The sequence below is a fragment of the Noviherbaspirillum galbum genome, from assembly GCF_010974945.1.
GTDB lineage: Bacteria > Pseudomonadota > Gammaproteobacteria > Burkholderiales > Burkholderiaceae_D > Noviherbaspirillum > Noviherbaspirillum galbum.
The window spans coordinates 147373-164040 of the sequence record NZ_JAAIVB010000085.1; the positions used below are offsets into that span (position 1 = coordinate 147373).

Annotated in this window: 15 protein-coding genes; all 15 read left to right on the forward strand. The window is 64.5% G+C overall.

Annotated features, from left to right (window positions below; translation table 11 throughout):
• The first annotated feature begins 74 nt into the window (after positions 1-74).
• Entirely contained in the window at positions 75-560 is a 486-nt protein-coding gene (locus G3574_RS27295; RefSeq protein WP_163968724.1) for an Hcp family type VI secretion system effector, read from the forward strand.
• 122 nt (positions 561-682) lie between these two features.
• Positions 683-1141 carry a type VI secretion system baseplate subunit TssE gene (gene tssE / locus G3574_RS27300; protein WP_163968725.1) on the forward strand — a complete coding sequence of 153 codons (459 nt, stop codon included), beginning with the start codon at positions 683-685 and terminating at the stop codon, positions 1139-1141.
• Positions 1142-1196: 55 nt separating this feature from the next.
• Complete coding sequence (gene tssF / locus G3574_RS27305; protein WP_163968726.1) at positions 1197-2957, forward strand: type VI secretion system baseplate subunit TssF; 1761 nt, start codon at positions 1197-1199, stop codon at positions 2955-2957.
• Positions 2945-4003 carry a type VI secretion system baseplate subunit TssG gene (gene tssG / locus G3574_RS27310; RefSeq protein ID WP_235953648.1) on the forward strand — a complete coding sequence of 353 codons (1059 nt, stop codon included), beginning with the start codon at positions 2945-2947 and terminating at the stop codon, positions 4001-4003. Before tssF ends, tssG begins: the two co-directional genes overlap by 13 nt.
• Before the next feature lie 4 nt (positions 4004-4007).
• A complete protein-coding gene (tssH, locus tag G3574_RS27315; RefSeq protein WP_163968727.1) occupies positions 4008-6725 on the forward strand; it encodes a type VI secretion system ATPase TssH in 2718 nt (905 codons plus the stop codon).
• A complete protein-coding gene (locus G3574_RS27320; protein WP_163968728.1) occupies positions 6722-8710 on the forward strand; it encodes a type VI secretion system Vgr family protein in 1989 nt (662 codons plus the stop codon). The genes tssH and G3574_RS27320 overlap by 4 nt, the downstream gene beginning before the upstream one ends.
• Before the next feature lies 1 nt (position 8711).
• The gene (locus tag G3574_RS27325) at positions 8712-9470 is read left to right on the forward strand and encodes a toxin-antitoxin system YwqK family antitoxin (RefSeq protein ID WP_163968729.1); all 759 of its coding nucleotides are present in this window, start codon (positions 8712-8714) and stop codon (positions 9468-9470) included.
• A complete protein-coding gene (locus tag G3574_RS27330; RefSeq protein WP_163968730.1) occupies positions 9470-9856 on the forward strand; it encodes a DUF4280 domain-containing protein in 387 nt (128 codons plus the stop codon). Before G3574_RS27325 ends, G3574_RS27330 begins: the two co-directional genes overlap by 1 nt.
• Before the next feature lie 19 nt (positions 9857-9875).
• Entirely contained in the window at positions 9876-10133 is a 258-nt protein-coding gene (locus G3574_RS27335; protein ID WP_163968731.1) for a hypothetical protein, read from the forward strand.
• An 11-nt stretch (positions 10134-10144) separates the two neighbouring features.
• A complete protein-coding gene (locus G3574_RS27340) occupies positions 10145-11116 on the forward strand; it encodes a substrate-binding periplasmic protein (RefSeq protein ID WP_235953649.1) in 972 nt (323 codons plus the stop codon).
• 28 nt (positions 11117-11144) lie between these two features.
• Complete coding sequence (locus tag G3574_RS27345; protein ID WP_163968732.1) at positions 11145-12413, forward strand: dicarboxylate/amino acid:cation symporter; 1269 nt, start codon at positions 11145-11147, stop codon at positions 12411-12413.
• On the forward strand, positions 12410-13840 hold the full coding sequence (locus tag G3574_RS27350; protein WP_235953650.1) for a dicarboxylate/amino acid:cation symporter: 1431 nt from the start codon (positions 12410-12412) through the stop codon (positions 13838-13840). The genes G3574_RS27345 and G3574_RS27350 overlap by 4 nt, the downstream gene beginning before the upstream one ends.
• A gap of 84 nt (positions 13841-13924) precedes the next feature.
• Complete coding sequence (locus tag G3574_RS27355; RefSeq protein WP_235953651.1) at positions 13925-14485, forward strand: hypothetical protein; 561 nt, start codon at positions 13925-13927, stop codon at positions 14483-14485.
• Between the two features lie 14 nt (positions 14486-14499).
• Positions 14500-15825, forward strand: coding sequence for a type VI secretion system baseplate subunit TssK (gene tssK, locus G3574_RS27360; RefSeq protein WP_163968733.1), 1326 nt, complete (start codon positions 14500-14502; stop codon positions 15823-15825).
• A gap of 5 nt (positions 15826-15830) precedes the next feature.
• Positions 15831-16646: a DotU family type IV/VI secretion system protein gene (locus tag G3574_RS27365; protein WP_328804865.1), complete on the forward strand. Its 816-nt coding sequence runs from the start codon at positions 15831-15833 to the stop codon at positions 16644-16646.
• Positions 16647-16668 lie beyond the last annotated feature (22 nt).

Below are 16668 nucleotides of genomic sequence, written 5' to 3' on the forward strand. Positions count from 1 at the left end.
TTCACTTTAACCGATGCCGCAGGACTAGGCGCCGAAGAGGCGCCTGGTTCGGCTCCTCATAATTGGAGACAGTCATGTCTGATGTATTGATTTTGGATCTGGGAACGACGATCAAGGGCAATTGCCAGATCACGGGTTTCATCGACAAGCTCATCGTCTTGTCCTTCAGCCACAGCGCGTTCATTCCGCTGCAGATGGATTCGGCAAATACCGAGCGTACCTCGGGCCGTCCGACGCTTTCCGAGCTGTCGTTCGCGAAGATGTCCGACCTGTCGACCACCGAACTGTACAAGGCCTGCACCCAGGGCCTGAACATCGGCACCGCCACGCTGCACGTCGGCCGCGTCGAGAATGGCAAGTACATGAGCTTCATGAAGTACGAAATGACGAACGCCATGGTGTCCAACATTTCCACGTCCGGCGGTGGCGGTGTGCCCTCGGATAGCTTCTCGCTTGCCTTCACCAAGCTCAAGTGCGACTTCACCCAGCAGAAGTCGGATTCGACCGCGAAGGGAACCGGTACCTGGAACTGGAACCTGGAGACGATGAAGGCCGATTGACGAGGCTGGCATCCGGCAACGACTGGATGTCTGGCTCATCGGCTGCGCCGAGCATCGGGGCGTGCCGCCCGTAGCGGCGCGCCCGTGCTTGCCCCACGATTTCGACAGAGTGCTTCAGAATCATGTCAAAAGCGATCGCGGCGTCGATTGTTCCATTCTTCGATCGGCTTTGCGGGCTTGCGTCGGCGTCGCAGGACGGCAGGATGCTCGACGCGGGCGGGCTGCAGCGTTCGCTGGAGCTCGATCTTGCACGCCTGTTCAATACCCGGAACGGACTCACCGTAGAAGAGTTCCTTTCCTGTGAGCCTTCGGTGCTGCACTATGGCCTGCCCGACAGCTTGAGCCTCTCGCCGCAGTCGCAGGTCGACCTGGACATCTGGGCAAGCGTATTGCAGCGTTGCGTCGAGATGTTCGAACCCAGGCTTTCCCATGTGCGCATCGAGGTCAAGGCAGACCGGACCAGGCCGGACGCGGCCCGGGCGACGCTTGCCGCCGCCGTCATGCTTGGCCGGCAGTTGTGCCGCGTGAGCTTCGATGTCGCGCTGAATTCGCAGGCCGTCCAGGTCGAGGCGGCGGCATGATGACCGAAACCGGCTGCAGCGGGTACTTTGCAAATCGCGACCTAGGACGACGCCCGTGAACACGCAGGACGACATTCTCGAATACTACCGGCGGGAACTGCTCTACCTGCGCACGCAGTCGGCCGATTTCGCGACACGCTACCCGAAGGTCGCGCAACGCCTGTCGCTGAGCGAAGCGGAATCGCCCGATCCCCACACGGAGCGCCTGATCGAGGCGGTAGCCTTCCTGACGGCACGCGTCCATCGCGACCTCGACAGGGACTTTCCGACGATCGCCGGTGCCATGCTGGACAATCTCTGTCCCAGCCTGACGCAGCCCGTTCCAGCCATGACCGTGGTGAAGATGGCGCTGGACTCGTCGCAAGGCAAGGTCACGTCCGGTATGCCGGTGCCCCGGCACACGATGCTTTCGGCGACGGCGGCCGGCGGCGAGAATTGCCGCTTCCAGACCGGCTGGGACACCACGCTGTGGCCGCTTCACGTCACTGCGATCAAGCTCGAAGACACGCGTACCCTGCGCCTGGAACTGACTGCCGACGCGGGCATCGACGTGGCGGAACTGGAACTGGACAGCCTGCGCTTTCACTTGTCCGGCGACCTCCTGACCACCATGCCGCTGCATGAGCTGCTGATCAGCGGCATGGAACGCATCGAGATCCTGACTGCGCAAGGCGGAATTCATCGCCTGGGTCCGCGCAACCTGAAGGAAGTCGGATTCGACGAAGGCGAGGAAGTCCTGCCCCAGCCAGCCCATGCCCATCCGGCTTATGGCCTGCTGCAGGAATACTTTGCCTTTCCCCGAAAATTCCAGTTCTTCGACCTGACCGGCCTGCGCGGGAGACTGGGCGCCGGCCAGTCGTTCTCGGTACGGTTCGTGTTCAACCGCAGCGCGCATGTGCTGTCCCTGCTGTCGGCCGACAATTTCCTTCTCGGCTGCGTGCCCGTCGTCAATCTTTTTCCGAAGACCAGCGAGCCGATCTGGCTCGACCGGCGGCATTATGAATATCGCCTCGCGCCCGACTACCAGCGCGACGCCGTCACGGAAGTCCATTCCATCCTGGCCGTCACCGCGTCGGACCCCAATGCCGACCGCCCGCAGACGATTCCGTCCGTGTTCGCCCAGTCGGAAGCGGACCAGCGCGACGGCGGCGGGATCTACTGGTCCATGCGGCGCGACATGAGCCTGCGCAAGGACATCAGCGGCACCGACGTGTTCCTCAGTTTCGTCGACCGCGGCAACGTGCGCGCCGTGCCGGACGTGCCGGTCGTCTATGCGCAGTTGCTGTGCACCAACCGCATGCTCGCGGAGCAGGTCGGTCCGGGCACGCGCTTCTTCGGCGACGGCATCTCGACGTCGACCCGCATCCAGACCCTGTACCAGCCGAGCGCGCAAAGGCCGCCCGTCATGTCGGCAAAGGCATTGTGGTCATTGGTGTCGCTGCTGCGCCTGAACCACCGCTCGCTGGTGGATGGCACGAATGGCGTGCATACCCTGCAGCAGATGCTCATGCTTTTCGCCGGCGACAGCGCCCGCGACCAGGCGCAGGTCCGCGGCATCAAGAGCATGCAGGCGTCCGTCGCAACGGCAAGGCTCGGCACGGATACCTGGCGCGGCCATTGCCGGGGCACCGACATCAGGCTGGAGTTCGACGCGGAGGCATTCGTCGGCACCTCTCCGCTGGTGCTGGCCGGCGTGCTGTCCCGGTTCTTTGCCTTGTACACTTCCGCGAATTCTTTCGTCCGGCTGGCGGTCCACCGCAACGCCGAGCCGTGGATGCAGTGGCCAGCGATGAGTGGACGGCAATGTCTGATCTGATGTCCTTGCTGCGGGATGCGCCGCACGACTTCGACTTGTTCCAGGCGATCAGCATCCTGGAGCGGAGCGAACCAGCACGCCAGGCCGTGGGGACTTCCCTGGGCATTGATGAAGCGGTGCGCCTGGGTGGCCAGGTCAGCCTTGGCTTCGCCGCGAGCGACATTTCCTCTCTGGCGGAAAGCGAACGGCCCGGACCGCCGCTGACCTTGAAGTCGTCGGCATTTTCCCTTGCCGGCGCCCAAGGACCGCTGCCCCTGGCATTCACCGAGATGCTGCTGGAGCGCCAGCGCCTGCGCGACCACGCCGGACTCGATTTCCTGGACATATTCCAGCAGCGCGTGCTCGGCTTCTTCTATCGCGGCCGGCGCAAGCACCATCTCGCGCTCAGCGCCGGCGACGTTGCGGGCGCGCCGCTGGTCCGCAGCCTGGATGCGTTGTCCGGACTGGGACGCATGGAAGGTGCACGCGCCCCCGGAGGCGAACTCGCCTGGCTGCGCCATGCCGGCGTTCAGGGCGCCGCGCCGCGCTCGATGGCGTCGCTGCTCGCCGTCGTGCGCGACCGCATGGGAGTGCACTTCTCCGGACGCCAGTTCGTCGGCGGCTGGAATGCGCTGGCAAAGGAAGAGCAAGCCAGCCTGCACGGCAGGAAGCCGCCCGCAGGCAACCAGGCCAGGCTGGGAATGGGCGCATGCCTCGGGGCACGCGCCTGGGACCAGGGCGCAGCCATGGAGCTCACCGCCGCGCCGCTGCCGACGCCCTTGTTTTCATCCTTGCTGCCCGGCGGCGATGCCTATGCCTTGCTGGGCTGGCTGGTCGCGCGGCACCTGCAGCGGGACATCCGGGTCGTCGTCAAGCTCGACCTGAAGGATAGCCCCGCAACCCGTCTCGATGGCAAGTCGGCCTTGCCGCCGAGGCTCGGGCTGAGCGCATGGTTATGCAGCCCTGGTGGCGGCGCGCGTGCCGGCAAGCCATACCAAACCCCGTGCTTCGCGCTGCGGCCGGATGCGGCCTCGCCGAATGGACAATCGACGCCGGAAGGAAGCTGAAGCCATGGAAATCGATATCCGTACTCTCCTGTCCAGACTCAACCCCGAATGCAAGCGGGCCATGGTCGAGGCGGCGGAACTCTGCGTCAAGCAAACCCAGTTCAACGTCGAGCTGGAACATCTGCTGATCCAGCTGATCGAATCGGGCGCGCCTGACCTGAAGCTCCTGCTGGAGCGCTTCGGCATCGCCCCGGCCGCCGTCACCGCCCAACTGCAGCAAAGCATGAGCGGGTTCAAGCGCGGCAACGGCCGGACGCCGGCCTTGTCGCCGCACTTCATGCCCTTGTTCCAGGAAGCGTGGCTGCTCAGCTCCATGCTGCTCGGCAGCCAGCAGATCCGCTCCGGCACGGTATTGCTTGCCATGCTCGAGGTGGACAGCTTGCGCGGCCTGTTGATCGAGACGGCGCCGGAGCTGCTGAAGATTCCGCGCGGCCAGTTGCGCAGCGAACTGCCGGCCCTGCTTGCGAAATCGGCCGAGGATGGCGGCGGCCAGGGCGCCGTCACGGCGAACGCCGCCACGAGTCCTGCGCCGTCGGATGGCGGCGCGCGCATGCCGGAGCTGCCGTCGAGCCGCCCGGGATCGACGCCTTCGCTGGACCAGTTCACCGTCGACATGACGGCACTGGCGCGCGAGGGCCGCATCGATCCGATCCGCGGCCGCGACGAGGAAATCCGCCAGATCATCGACATCCTGCTGCGCCGCCGCCAGAACAATCCCATCCTGACCGGCGAGGCGGGCGTCGGGAAGACGGCGGTCGTGGAAGGCTTTGCCCAGCGGATCGCGCAAGGCACGGTGCCGCCGGCGCTGGCCAACGTCTCGGTCAGGTCGCTCGACCTGGGACTGCTGCAGGCAGGGGCCGGCATCAAGGGTGAATTCGAGAACCGGCTGAAGTCGGTGATCGCCGAGGTGCGCGCATCGGCCACGCCGATCATCCTTTTCATCGACGAAGCCCACCAGCTGATCGGCGCCGGCGGCGCGGAGGGGCAGGGCGACGCCGCCAACCTGCTCAAGCCCGCACTGGCGCGGGGCGAACTGCGCACCATCGCGGCCACGACCTGGGCGGAATACAAGAAATACGTCGAGCGCGATCCCGCGCTGGCCCGCCGCTTCCAGGTCGTGAAGGTCGAGGAGCCGGTCCAGGACGTCGCCGTCAGCATGTTGCGCGGCATGGTCGCGACCCTCGAAAAGCACCACGGCGTGGAAATCCTCGACGAGGCGGTGCTGGACGCCGTGCGGCTCTCCGACCGATACATCACCGGCCGGCAACTGCCCGACAAGGCAATCAGCGTGCTCGACACGGCCTGCGCCCGGGTTGCCATCGGCCAGGCGGGCTCGCCGCCCCAGCTCGAAGCCATCGAGCGCGACATCATGCTCATCGGCGAGGAACTGCGCATCGCGCAGCAGCAACATGCCCGCGGCGAAGACCGGGGCGAGGACATCGCACGATTCGACAAGCAGCTCGGCACGCTTCGCGCGCGGCAGTCACGCCTGGCGGACAAGCTGAAGGACGAGCGCGATGCCGTCAGCGAAATACTGAGCCTGCGCCGGAAGATCGCCGGGTCTGTCGGCAATGGCGATGACGCCGACGAGGAGGTCAGGTCGTCGCGCGCCTTCCAGTTGCAGCGCCTGCAGAAAGGCCTGGAAGCGATACAGGAAGACGAGCCGCTGGTGCCGGTGTGCGTCGACTCGACGATCGTCGCCGATGTCATTTCCGGCTGGACCGGCATCCCGGTCGGCAAGATGCTGGCCGACGAGATCCATACCGTGTTGCATCTGAAGGACCGGCTGGCGGAGCGCGTGGTCGGCCAGGACCAGGCGCTCGATGCGATCGCCCGGCGCGTCCGGACGTTCCGCGCAGCGCTCGACGATCCCGGCAAGCCGGTCGGGGTATTCATGCTGGTCGGCCCGAGCGGCGTCGGCAAGACCGAAACCGCGAGCGCGCTGGCCGACATGCTGTACGGCGGCGAGCGCAACATGGTTACGATCAACATGTCGGAATTCCAGGAGGCGCATTCCATCTCCAGCCTCAAGGGAGCGCCGCCGGGCTATGTCGGATACGGCAAAGGCGGCGTGCTGACCGAGGCGGTCCGGCGCCGGCCCTACAGCGTGGTGCTGCTCGATGAAATGGAAAAGGCGCACCCGGACGTGCTCGAGATGTTTTTCCAGGTGTTCGACAAAGGCACCATGGAAGACGGCGAAGGCGTGTCGATCGACTTCAAGAATACCTTGATCCTGCTGACGTCGAATGCGGCGCAGGACGTCATTACCCAGGCCTGCAGCCAGGGCAGGAGGCCGGACCCCGGCGAACTGGTCGAACGGCTGCGTCCGGCCCTGCTGCGCCAGTTCAGTCCCGCCTTCATGGGCAGGCTGGTGCTGGTCCCTTACTATCCGCTCGGCGACGAGCAGATCAGGAACATCGTCGACCTCAAGCTGGAGAAGCTGGCACAGCGCTTCGCCGACAACCACAACGCGAAATTCACCTGGGAAGACAGCGTGAGCAGCCTGATCACGGCCCGCTGCACCGAGGTTGATAGCGGCGCGCGCAATATCGACTTCATCCTTACCCAGACCGTGCTGCCGCAACTGTCGTCGCTCGTGCTTGAACGCCTCTCCATGCAGCGGCCTTTCAGCGCGATCCACATGCACGTGTCGGCCGACGAGCAGTTCGCATTCGCTTTCCAGGATAGCGCCCTCGGCGCGCCCGCCGGTGGACGCGCATGAGAACCGGATTCAAGCAGGCGGGAGGATTCCTGCACATCACCACGCCGCTTGGAACGGATGACCTTTTGCTGGATGCGATGGAAGGCAGCGAGGGCATTTCGGAGCTGTTCAAGTTCAACCTGCACATGCGCTCGGGAATGACGACCCTGGATGCGGCCAGCATCGTCGGGAAATCGGTGACGGTGAAGATGCAGATCAAGGGCGCCGAAGCACGCTACATCACTGGCATCGTGTCCCGCTTCATCCATAGCGGCTTCAACCGGGACTTCGCCAGCTACGAGGCGGAACTCGTGCCCAAGCTGTGGCTGCTGACCTTGTCGCGCGACCGCAAGATCTACCAGGCGAAATCCGTCGCCGACATCATCAAGGCGGTGCTGACCGAGCAAGGCATCACCTTCGAAGACAAGCTGACGCAGACCTACGATCCGCTCGACTATTGCGTGCAGTACGACGAAACCGCCTTCGATTTCATTTCGCGGCTGATGGAGCACGCCGGCATCTTTTACTTCTTCACCTGCACCAGCAGCGGCCACACCATGGTGCTGGGCGATGCCAGCTCGAACTTCGCGACGTGCGCCGGCGCGGCGACCGCGAGGTTCTTCCCCGAAACCGGCATGGAAAACTTCATGGACACCGTGCCGCGGTTTGCCCACGAGCATGGAATCGCCTTGAAAAAGGCGATCGCCAGCGACTACGATTTCGAGAAGCCGAGCACCTCGCTCGAAGGCTCTCACTCGGCGTCCACGGGCAGCGGCGCGGCGTATGAATTCGCGGCGGGTCACCTGGCGGTCGCGGCAGGAACGGCCATCGCCAAGGCGAGGGTCGAAGCCAGCCAGGCCGGAGCCGAGATCCTGCGGGGCGACAGCTTCTGCTATCCCTTCACGGCCGGCACGAAATTCACCTTGAAAGACCATTTCGTCGACAGCCTGAACGCCGCCTACGTGCTGCGGCGCATCCACCATACCGCACACGACGAGCTGTACACCAATTCCTTCGAAGCCTTCCCGGCTGCCGTGCCGTTCCGGCCGCCGATGCAGACGCCGCGTCCGCGCGCCGTCGGTTGCGAAACCGCCCTGGTGGTCGGTCCGAGCGGAGAAGAAATCTGGACGGACAAGCATGGCCGCATCAAGGTGCAGTTCCCCTGGGACCGCGACGGCGTCAAGGACGACAAGAGTTCGACCTGGATCCGCGTGGCCCAATCCGCGGCCGGCAAAGGCTTCGGCGCCCTGTTCCTGCCAAGGGTAGGGCAGGAAGTCGTGATCACCTATCTCAATGGCGACCCGGAGCGCCCATTGGTGACAGGCTGCGTCTACAACGGCGAAAACGCCACGCCCGTCACGCTGCCGGCGAACCAGACCCAGACCGTCATCCGTACCCGTTCGTCCAAGCAGGGAACGGCAGGCAACGAACTCCGCTTCGAGGACAAGAAGGACGCCGAACATCTCTACATGCACGCGCAGAAGGACATGCAGGTCGAGATCGAGGATGCCTTGACCACGACCGTGAAGAAGGGCGCGGAAACGCATACCCTCGATGAAGGCGACCGCACCATCGAGCTGAAGAAGGGAAACGAAACGCACAAGGTCAAGGGAACGCGCACGCTGGACATCACCGGCGACGAAAGCCATGCGAACGCCGGCAAGTTCACCCACACGATCAAGGGCGATTACCAGCTCAAGGTCGATGGCAAGCTGGTCATCGAAGCGACTGGCGGCATCACCATCAAGTCCGGCGCCGCGATCGAGCAGAAGGCCCAGACCGCTTTCAACCTCGAGGCGGGAACCGCGCTCGAGGCCAAGGCCGGCACAACGCTGACCAGCGAGGCAGGCACCAACCTGACCAACAAGGGCATAAAGATCGTCAACCAGGGGACGGCGCAGATCGAAAGCAAGGCGCCGATGATCAGCAGCAAGGCTGATGGAATGAGCAGCGTGGAAGCGGGCGGCATCCTCGTGCTCAAGGGTTCGCTCGTAAAGCTGAATTGACATGACATCGCTCCCCGACAACCATGACGCGGCGCCGCGGGACGGCGCGAACGGATCGCCCGCCGAGGGCGGGGCCGAAATCGTGCCGCACCTGTTCGAGGAAAACGGCGAGGACGGCCGGCTGCTCATGCGTTGCCAGATGGTGGAGGGAAAGCTGCATGGCTTGCTGGAGCGGTACGCCGATGACGGCGCGCCGGTGATGAAGGCGAATTACCTGAATGGCGTCCTCCACGGCAGCATGCAGGCGTATGCGGAAGATGGCCAGCTCGTGCAGGAAACCGACTACCTGCATGGTGTGGCGCACGGCACCATGAAGATCCATGTCAACGGCCGGTGCATTTCCGTCCAGTCGATGGCGGGCGGCGTGCCCTCCGGTCTCGCCCAGACCTACGACGAGGCCGGCCTGCTGACGGCAAGGATGCACTACGTAAAGGGCGCGATCGAGGGACCGGCGGAGTTTTTCCACGAAAATGCCCGGGTGCGCAAGTCGCATTACAAGGCTGGCCTGCTGGAGGGCGAGTCCATCGACTTCGACCGGCAAGGAAAGATCGTCCAGACCTGTGTCTACCAGGCCAACGTCCTGCACGGGCCGATGCGCCGCTACTGGCCGGACGGGACGCTGATGGAAGAGACCACCTACCGCCATGGCGTGCCGACGGCCGAGCCAGTGCGTTACGACAGCAAGGGCCGGCGCTCGGACCTGGCGGCGTCGACGCCGGACCTGCTCGACCGGCTGCAAAAACTCGTGAGGGGAAGCTGATGGCACAGCAGACCTGCATGGGCGGCATGCTGCGTTGCACCTTCGGTGTTGCGCCATCCAGCCTGGTGGTATTGCCGGTGAACCGGGTATTTTCCGGCACCCCCGCCGCCAACATCATGGACAACAAGCCGATCATGAACATTCCGCCGTTCGGCATGTGCCAGTCGGTATCCAATCCGATGGTCGCGGCCGCCACCGCCGCCGCCCTTGGCGCCTTGACGCCCATGCCCTGCGTGCCGGCGACGACCGCGCCCTGGGTGACCGGCGCGCCGACCGTCCTGAACGCGAATCTCCCGACGCTGAACAACTCCTCCAAGCTGATGTGCATGTGGGGCGGCGTGATCAGCATCGAAGTGCCCGGACAATTCACCGTCCTTACCCCTTAACTCATTGAGCGTGACAATCATGGAATACCGATTCAGCCTCACCCCTCGACTGATCGCCCTGACCCTGTTCTGCGGCGTGTCCCTGCTCGTGCTTCTCTTCACCCTTGGCTTCCAGGTCGGACGGCAGATGAGCGGCGTGGCGCGGGAAAATCCGGCCAGGCTGGTCGCCGACGCCAGGTCAGGCATGGCGACCGTATCCGGCAAGGGCACGGAGATCGCGGCGGCGGCCAAGGGCAGCGCCGAAGGCATGATGTCGGCACCGAAAGCCGCTCCCTGATCGGACCCGCCATGACGATCCGTTCAATCAGGTTCCCCATTTCCCGTGCGTCCGCCAGGTTCGGCGCCGGGCTCATGTCGCTCTGCCTTGCAATGCTGCTCGGCTCCGGCGTCGTCGCGCAGGCGGCGGGCACGGCGGGACAGGCCGCGTCGAATGCGCGCGCTGTCGCGGCACCGCAGCTTGCATTGCAAGCGGACACATCGGCACTCGCGCAAAACCCCTCGCCGCTGGTGCGCGTCGCCGACGGCCGCTTGCTCGCGCCCGATATCGCCCGCATCGTCAATCGCGGCGAACTCGTCGTCGCGATGCTCAAGACGGACAACCCGCCATTCTTCTCCGAGAAAAACGGCGAGCTGAATGGCACGGACGTCGACCTGGCGCGGCTGATCGGCAAGGAGCTGGGCGTTCCCGTCCGGTTCGACCGTTCGCCGGAGACGTATGACGGCGTTGCCGAAACCGTCGCCGCCGGCCAGGCGGACCTGGGCATCAGCCGCCTCGCCAGGACCCTGAAGCGCGGACAGATCGTGCATTTTTCCAGCACCTACATGCGCCTTGGCCACGCCCTGCTGATCAACCGCGTCCGTTTCGCGGAGATCGCCGGCGGCAGTTCGGTGCCGCAGGTCCTGCGCAACTTCAAGGGCAAGATCAGTGTCATCGGCAGCTCATCCTGGGAAGAATTCGGCCGCCGCAATTTTCCGAACGCCACGCTGGTGGTTTATCCCACCTGGGGCGACGCGGTCGCGGCGGTGAAGAAGGGCGAGGTCGTTGCCGCCTACCGCGATGAACTCGAGGTGATGGCGATCCTGCGGCGCGATCCGAGCCTGGCGCTGACCCTGCGGACGGTGACCTTCAACGACCTTGAATCTTCCCTGAGCATGATGGTCGGGGTGCGCGACGCGACCTTGCTGTCGTTCGTCAACGAGTTGATCGCGCAGCGCCCGGAAAAGCCGACCGTCGCCAGCGTCCTGAAAATGATGAACTAGCGAGATGCCAGTGATTACCTTGACCCGAATGCAGCATTTCAAACGTTGGGCGCTTCACCCGCTGGTGGTGCTGGCCTGCCTGCTGGCGGGCGGCGTCCTCGGGGTCGCCGCGCCATCGTTTTCGAAGAACCTGGGTATCGTCGGCGTCGTCTATGTCGACCTGCTCAAGATGATCGTGCTGCCATTCATGCTGTCGGCCGTGATCTTCAGCCTGCAGCAACTCTACCGCGACGGCGGGGCGGGCCGGATCATCAAGAAGGTCGTCGTCGTGTTCGCCGCGATCTCCATGGGGACGGCGATCCTGGCGGCGACGGGATCGCTGCTGCTGCGGCCGGGCAGCGACCTGCCGCGGGAAACGCTCGCGGCGCTCGGCAACATCATCAGCATCGATGCGAACCAGACCAATACGGAGATGTCCCTGCGCGTCCAGGAAGAGCCGCCACGGGAATTGAGCGTGCAGGATGTCGTGAATTCACTGATTCCCGCGAACATCTTCGCTTCTCTGGCCAATGGGGAAAGCCTCAAGGCGCTGGTGTTCGCGCTGCTCTTCGGCTTTGCCGTCGGCCAGGTGCCGACCCGCATGGCGGCCGGCCTGAGCCAGGCGCTCGAAACGATCTACGGCGCCTGCGAGACGCTGACGCGCTGGATCAACCTGCCGATTCCCTTGGTGCTGGTGTGCATGACCGCGAGCCAGATCGCCGTCAGCGGCCTCGAACCGCTCAAGGCCATGGGCGGCTTCGTGGCGGCCTTCGTGCTCGTTTCCGCCGTCCTGCTGGCGCTGGCGCTCTGGCTGCTCGTCAGGCGCGCAAGCGTGCCGCTGTCGGACGTGGTGATCGCCATGCGCGAACCGTTCGCCCTGGGCATCGCGACCAACAATAGCGCGACCTGCATGCCCGCCATGGTGAGCGGCCTGGTCGACAAGCTGCATTTCCCCCGGTCCCGGGTGGAGCTGCTCGTTCCCTTGAGCATCTCCCTGCTGCGGATGGGGCCGGTCGCCTATTACGTCTGCGGCACGCTGTTCATCGCCGCGCTCTATGGCCATCCGGTCACGGCGGTCGATACCGTGATGCTCATGCTGGTCTCGGTCATGCTCGGGTTCGCGTCCTCGGGGATGGCGGGAATCGTGACCATCTCCCTCATCGGCACCACGTGCAGCTATCTCGGATTGCCCTTCGAAGCGGCATTCCTCCTGTTCGCGGCAGTGGACCCGGTGTGCGCGATGGCCAGGACGACCGTGACGGTGATGACCGGCTGCGCCGCGGTGGCCATGATCTGTCCGAAGCCGGTGCAATTATGATGCAATCCCGGCCCATCATCCGACTCGCGGACATCTTCCAGCACCCCGCGACCCTGTTCGCCGCGGTCCTGCTGGGCGGATGGACCGGCGTGCTGTTCCCGGGCGGGATCTCGCTGATGCTGGGCATGTCCACCCTTTACCTGTCGCTGATCCAGATGGCTTCCCTGCCATTCGTCGTGCTGGCGGTATTCTTTGGCTTGCAGCGATTGTCTTCCATGCCGGGCAGCGGACGAAGGCTGCTGCTCCTGCTCCTGATGTCGATGTTTGCCATGCTGGTTTGCTCGGCCCTCGGCATGATCGTCGCCAGCCTGGTGTCGGCCGGGTCGGGTTTGTCGGTGGACGACGCCAGGGTGCTCGGCGGCTTCGCGCTCAAGTCAGAGTCGCAATTCATGATGTCGTTGCGGGAGCCGGGCAACGATGGCATGGACCTGTGGTCGGCGGCGTCCATCGTTCCCGACAACTTTTATTCCGTGCTGGCGGCGGGCTCGCTGCCGGCGATCATGATCGGCGTCATCGCCTTCGGCATCGCGGTATCCGTGCAGAATCCGGCAACTTCGTCGCATTTGACCAACATCCTCGAGGGCGTGTACCGCGCGCTCGAAACGCTGGTGAATCGGTTCAATGCCTTGCTGCCGGCCGCCGCGTTCGTGCTTGCCGCGGCGGCGACCAGTACCGCCGGCATCGAGGTCCTGGTCCTGTTGCGGGGCTTTCTCGTCACCTTCGTCGGCGCCACCGCGCTGGTTGGCGCACTGGCGGTCAGCGCCATCGCCTGGCGCCTGAAACGGTCGCCGTGGGATGTCATGGTGGCATTGCGGGAACCGGTTACGGTGTGCCTGTTTTCTCCGGTCGGAATCGCCGCCGTGCCCGGCTTCATCCACAGCATGAGCGTCCGGCTCGGCTTCAGCCGCGGCCTGGTGGAGTTGTATTCGCCGATCGCCCCGGTTTTCATCAAGGCCGGGGAAGCCTTGTTCTTTTCCGTTCTTGCCATCTTCCTTGCCAACCTGTATGGGCATCCGCTGAGCCTTGGCGAGGCCAGCATGCTGTGCATCTTGTCCTGGGTCGCGGCGCTGCTGTCGGTCGGCGTCTACGGCGTCAAGTCGGTGGTGCTGGGGACGTTCGTGATGAGTTCGCTCGGCTTGCCGCTGGAAGCCGTACTTCCGGTTTTTATTCTTCTTGAAAGTATCTGCGAGGGTGCGCGCAATCTGCTGTCGTTCCTCGTGTCGTCCGCACTATTTGCGCTCGTGTCTGATGGACTGTATATTAATGACGGGCAAGTTTCTGAGCCTTGGCGCGCCTTCTCCATCACGCTGACGTTGGAGCGGAAGCAGGTAGTTTTTGGATCAATCCTGTTGGCGGTTGCATTACTGACGGTGTTCTGCGCCGGAATCGGATTCGGCTTGCGCAGAGCCCTTCCGCTGGTCCTGTAGAGGCCCGTCGATGCAACGGCAAACACATCCAACTGATGGAATGGAATATGTTCTTGGCGACGTACATGGTGTCGGGGGCCGGTCATGAACCAGCGGCGCATTGAATCGACGGGCCGGCAACCGCATCCGGCGCGCTGCTTGCGGCCGCTGCTTGCCGCGTGCCTCATCGTTGCGCTTTCCGGCTGCGGCGCGCTCAACAGCGTCGTGGCGGGCACCCGTTCGCTGATCGGGCTCGATCCCAAGCCGGTTGAACCGGACTGGAAGTCCGTTGCCATCGCCGCGGCGGACGACGCCAATGCCAATAGCGCTGTCGCGGTAGACCTGGTCCTGATCAAGGATAAAGCGGTGCTCGACAGCCTCGTGACGATGCCTGCCGCGAAGTGGTTTTCCTCGCGAAACGAGCTTCAGCGCACCTTCCCCGAAGCCTTCACGGTATATCAATACGAGCTCGTGCCGACCCAGGCCGTGCAGCTGGATGCCAAGAGCTACGGCAAGGAACGCGCCTGGGCGGCATTCGTCTTTGCCAACTATGCCTCGCCCGGCGAACATCGCGCCCGGCTGCTGCTCAACAACTCCGGATACTCGGTGCGGCTGAATGCGCAGAGTTTCACGATCAATGAATTCAAGACTGGGCCCGCGCAGTAGGATATGGAAAGTTCATGACATCTCTTCGACTCACGGACCGCATCCAGTGGCATGAAGGCATGCTGCTGACGCCTCAGCATTTTCAGCAGGAAGGCGCGCGCGTCGACGCCCTTATTGCATGGCAGTCGCTCGCCACCCAACCCTATGGATGGGGCGTGCGCAATCTCTCGATCGACGAATCGCTCCTGACCACCGGGCTGCTGCGCATCCTGTCCATCGATGCCATCTTACCGAACGGCATGGCCGCGAGCTTTGATGTAGAGCAATCGGCCGGCCGCTCGCTGGAGCTTGACCTGTCGGCATGGGCAGCCGACATGGAGACCGGGGATGTCTCCGTTTATCTCGTGGTCGGCAGAACCCGCTCGCAGCGCGTGCCCGGCCAGCCAGCCATGTTCTGCGGCACCGAGGGTGCGATGGTGGAGGACGAAGTGTCCGAAGCCATGGCGGCGGACATTCCGCGCATGGCGGTCAATCTTTCGCTGGCCGCCGGACCGGCGCCGGCCGCCGCTTACGTGTCGCTGCGCCTCATGACCGTGCGCAAGGACAACGAGATCGTGCGGCGCGGCGAGGCGCTGCCGCCCATGCTGGAAGTGCCCCTGTCCTCATCATTGCGGCAGCGCGCCCAGACCCTCGCGTCGCACATGCGAAGCAAGGCCGTCTTCCTCGCGCGCCAGACCGCATCGCCGTCTTCCCGCCTCGAGGACCGGCTGACAATCCTTGAACAGAAAACACGCCTGTCTAGCCTGATCCTGCAACTGCCGGTGCTCGAAGCCGTGCTGCGTTGCCCGGTGGTGCAGCCCGTACCCCTGTTCCTGGCGCTCTGCGCCCAGCTCGGACCGCTCGCGACCCTGCGTCCCGGCGCGGTGCCGATCCTGCCTCCGGCCTATGATCATGCCGATCCCGCACCGGCCTTCGATGCCGTGCTGAATGCCCTGTCGGAACTGGTCGACGAAGTCAGCCAGGAATGGAAGACCAGTACCTTCGGCTTCGATGGCCAGGCCTTCTCCCTGACGATGCAGCCGGACTGGGTGGGCGCGCGCCTGGTGATCGGCCTGCGCGGACACGCCGAGCGCGAGCTGGCGCAATGGATGGCGGGCGCCGTCATCGGCTCCAAGACCGTCTGGACGTCGCTGACCGACCGCCGGGTGCTGGGCGCGGCACGCCGGCGCATCGACGATGCGCCGGAGCTGGGCCTGCGTTCGAGCGCCGGGTACACCCTCTTCAGCATCGAGGTGTCGGAACAGTTCATCGTCGCCGACCAGCCGCTGATGATCAGCAACGCCAACGAAAGTACGCTTGCCCAACGTCCGCACGAAGTGGTGCTGTTCATTAAAGGCTGATGACCGTGCAATCCAATACCGCTCCCCACAGCCCGTCGCCGCGTCTTCAACTCGGCTTTGCCGGCAGCACGATCAATGAAGGCACCGACCTTGCCTCGACCCAGTTTCGCGACTTCTTCGATATGCTGTCGCGTCTCGCGCAGTCGGCCAGCCAGGTTGGCGAGGCGGACGCCAAGTCGGCGGCCGAGTCGTTCAGCGGCCAGCTATGCCAATTGATCGAGCTGCAGACGCTGGAGGCGAGGCGCATCGGCGGCAAGGCGGGGATCGAGCCGGAGGTCCAGGGGCGCTTCCTGAAAGCGGCGCTGGCCGACGAGATCATGCTCAATACCGACTGGGCGGGACGCGCCTACTGGCACCATGTCCTGATCGAAGCGACCTTGTTCAAGACCAGCTTTGCCGGTGAACGGGTGTTCCAGGACCTGGACCAGTTGCTGAGCGAGCGCGAAGCCTCGCGGCGCAGCGTCGGACGCCTTTACCTCTATCTATTGTCCCTCGGGTTCCAGGGACGCTACCGCGGTGCGGCCGGACAGGCAAAGATCGCCGAATACCGGCGCGAACTCTTCCAGTTCATCTACATGCGGCCGGCGGACATGAATGGACGCGACCGGTCGCTGTCGGAGCAGCCGTATGCCAGCACCATGTCGCATCTTTCCGCCAAGCGGCTGCCGCGCATCAACCGCGTCGGCGTCCTCTTCCTGCTGGCGCTGCTGTTTCTGCTCGGCTTGTCCGAGCTGCTGTGGCTATGGCAGTCCTGGCCGGCGCGCGAGGCGCTCAGCGCCGGCGCCGGCACGGTCGCCGCGTCGCTCAACCCTCATCTCTGACAGGCGGACAGCACCGTGTTGA

What these genes read in the sequence shown, in the direction of transcription:
- G3574_RS27295 (WP_163968724.1), top strand. Translation starts at nt 75, where the DNA reads ATGTCTGATGTATTGATTTTGGATCTGGGAACGACGATCAAGGGCAAT.
- tssE (WP_163968725.1), top strand. Translation starts at nt 683, where the DNA reads ATGTCAAAAGCGATCGCGGCGTCGATTGTTCCATTCTTCGATCGGCTT.
- tssG (WP_235953648.1), top strand. Translation starts at nt 2,945, where the DNA reads ATGTCTGATCTGATGTCCTTGCTGCGGGATGCGCCGCACGACTTCGAC.
- tssH (WP_163968727.1), top strand. Translation starts at nt 4,008, where the DNA reads ATGGAAATCGATATCCGTACTCTCCTGTCCAGACTCAACCCCGAATGC.
- G3574_RS27320 (WP_163968728.1), top strand. Translation starts at nt 6,722, where the DNA reads ATGAGAACCGGATTCAAGCAGGCGGGAGGATTCCTGCACATCACCACG.
- G3574_RS27325 (WP_163968729.1), top strand. Translation starts at nt 8,712, where the DNA reads ATGACATCGCTCCCCGACAACCATGACGCGGCGCCGCGGGACGGCGCG.
- G3574_RS27330 (WP_163968730.1), top strand. Translation starts at nt 9,470, where the DNA reads ATGGCACAGCAGACCTGCATGGGCGGCATGCTGCGTTGCACCTTCGGT.
- G3574_RS27335 (WP_163968731.1), top strand. Translation starts at nt 9,876, where the DNA reads ATGGAATACCGATTCAGCCTCACCCCTCGACTGATCGCCCTGACCCTG.
- G3574_RS27340 (WP_235953649.1), top strand. Translation starts at nt 10,145, where the DNA reads ATGACGATCCGTTCAATCAGGTTCCCCATTTCCCGTGCGTCCGCCAGG.
- G3574_RS27345 (WP_163968732.1), top strand. Translation starts at nt 11,145, where the DNA reads ATGCAGCATTTCAAACGTTGGGCGCTTCACCCGCTGGTGGTGCTGGCC.
- G3574_RS27350 (WP_235953650.1), top strand. Translation starts at nt 12,410, where the DNA reads ATGATGCAATCCCGGCCCATCATCCGACTCGCGGACATCTTCCAGCAC.
- G3574_RS27355 (WP_235953651.1), top strand. Translation starts at nt 13,925, where the DNA reads ATGAACCAGCGGCGCATTGAATCGACGGGCCGGCAACCGCATCCGGCG.
- tssK (WP_163968733.1), top strand. Translation starts at nt 14,500, where the DNA reads ATGACATCTCTTCGACTCACGGACCGCATCCAGTGGCATGAAGGCATG.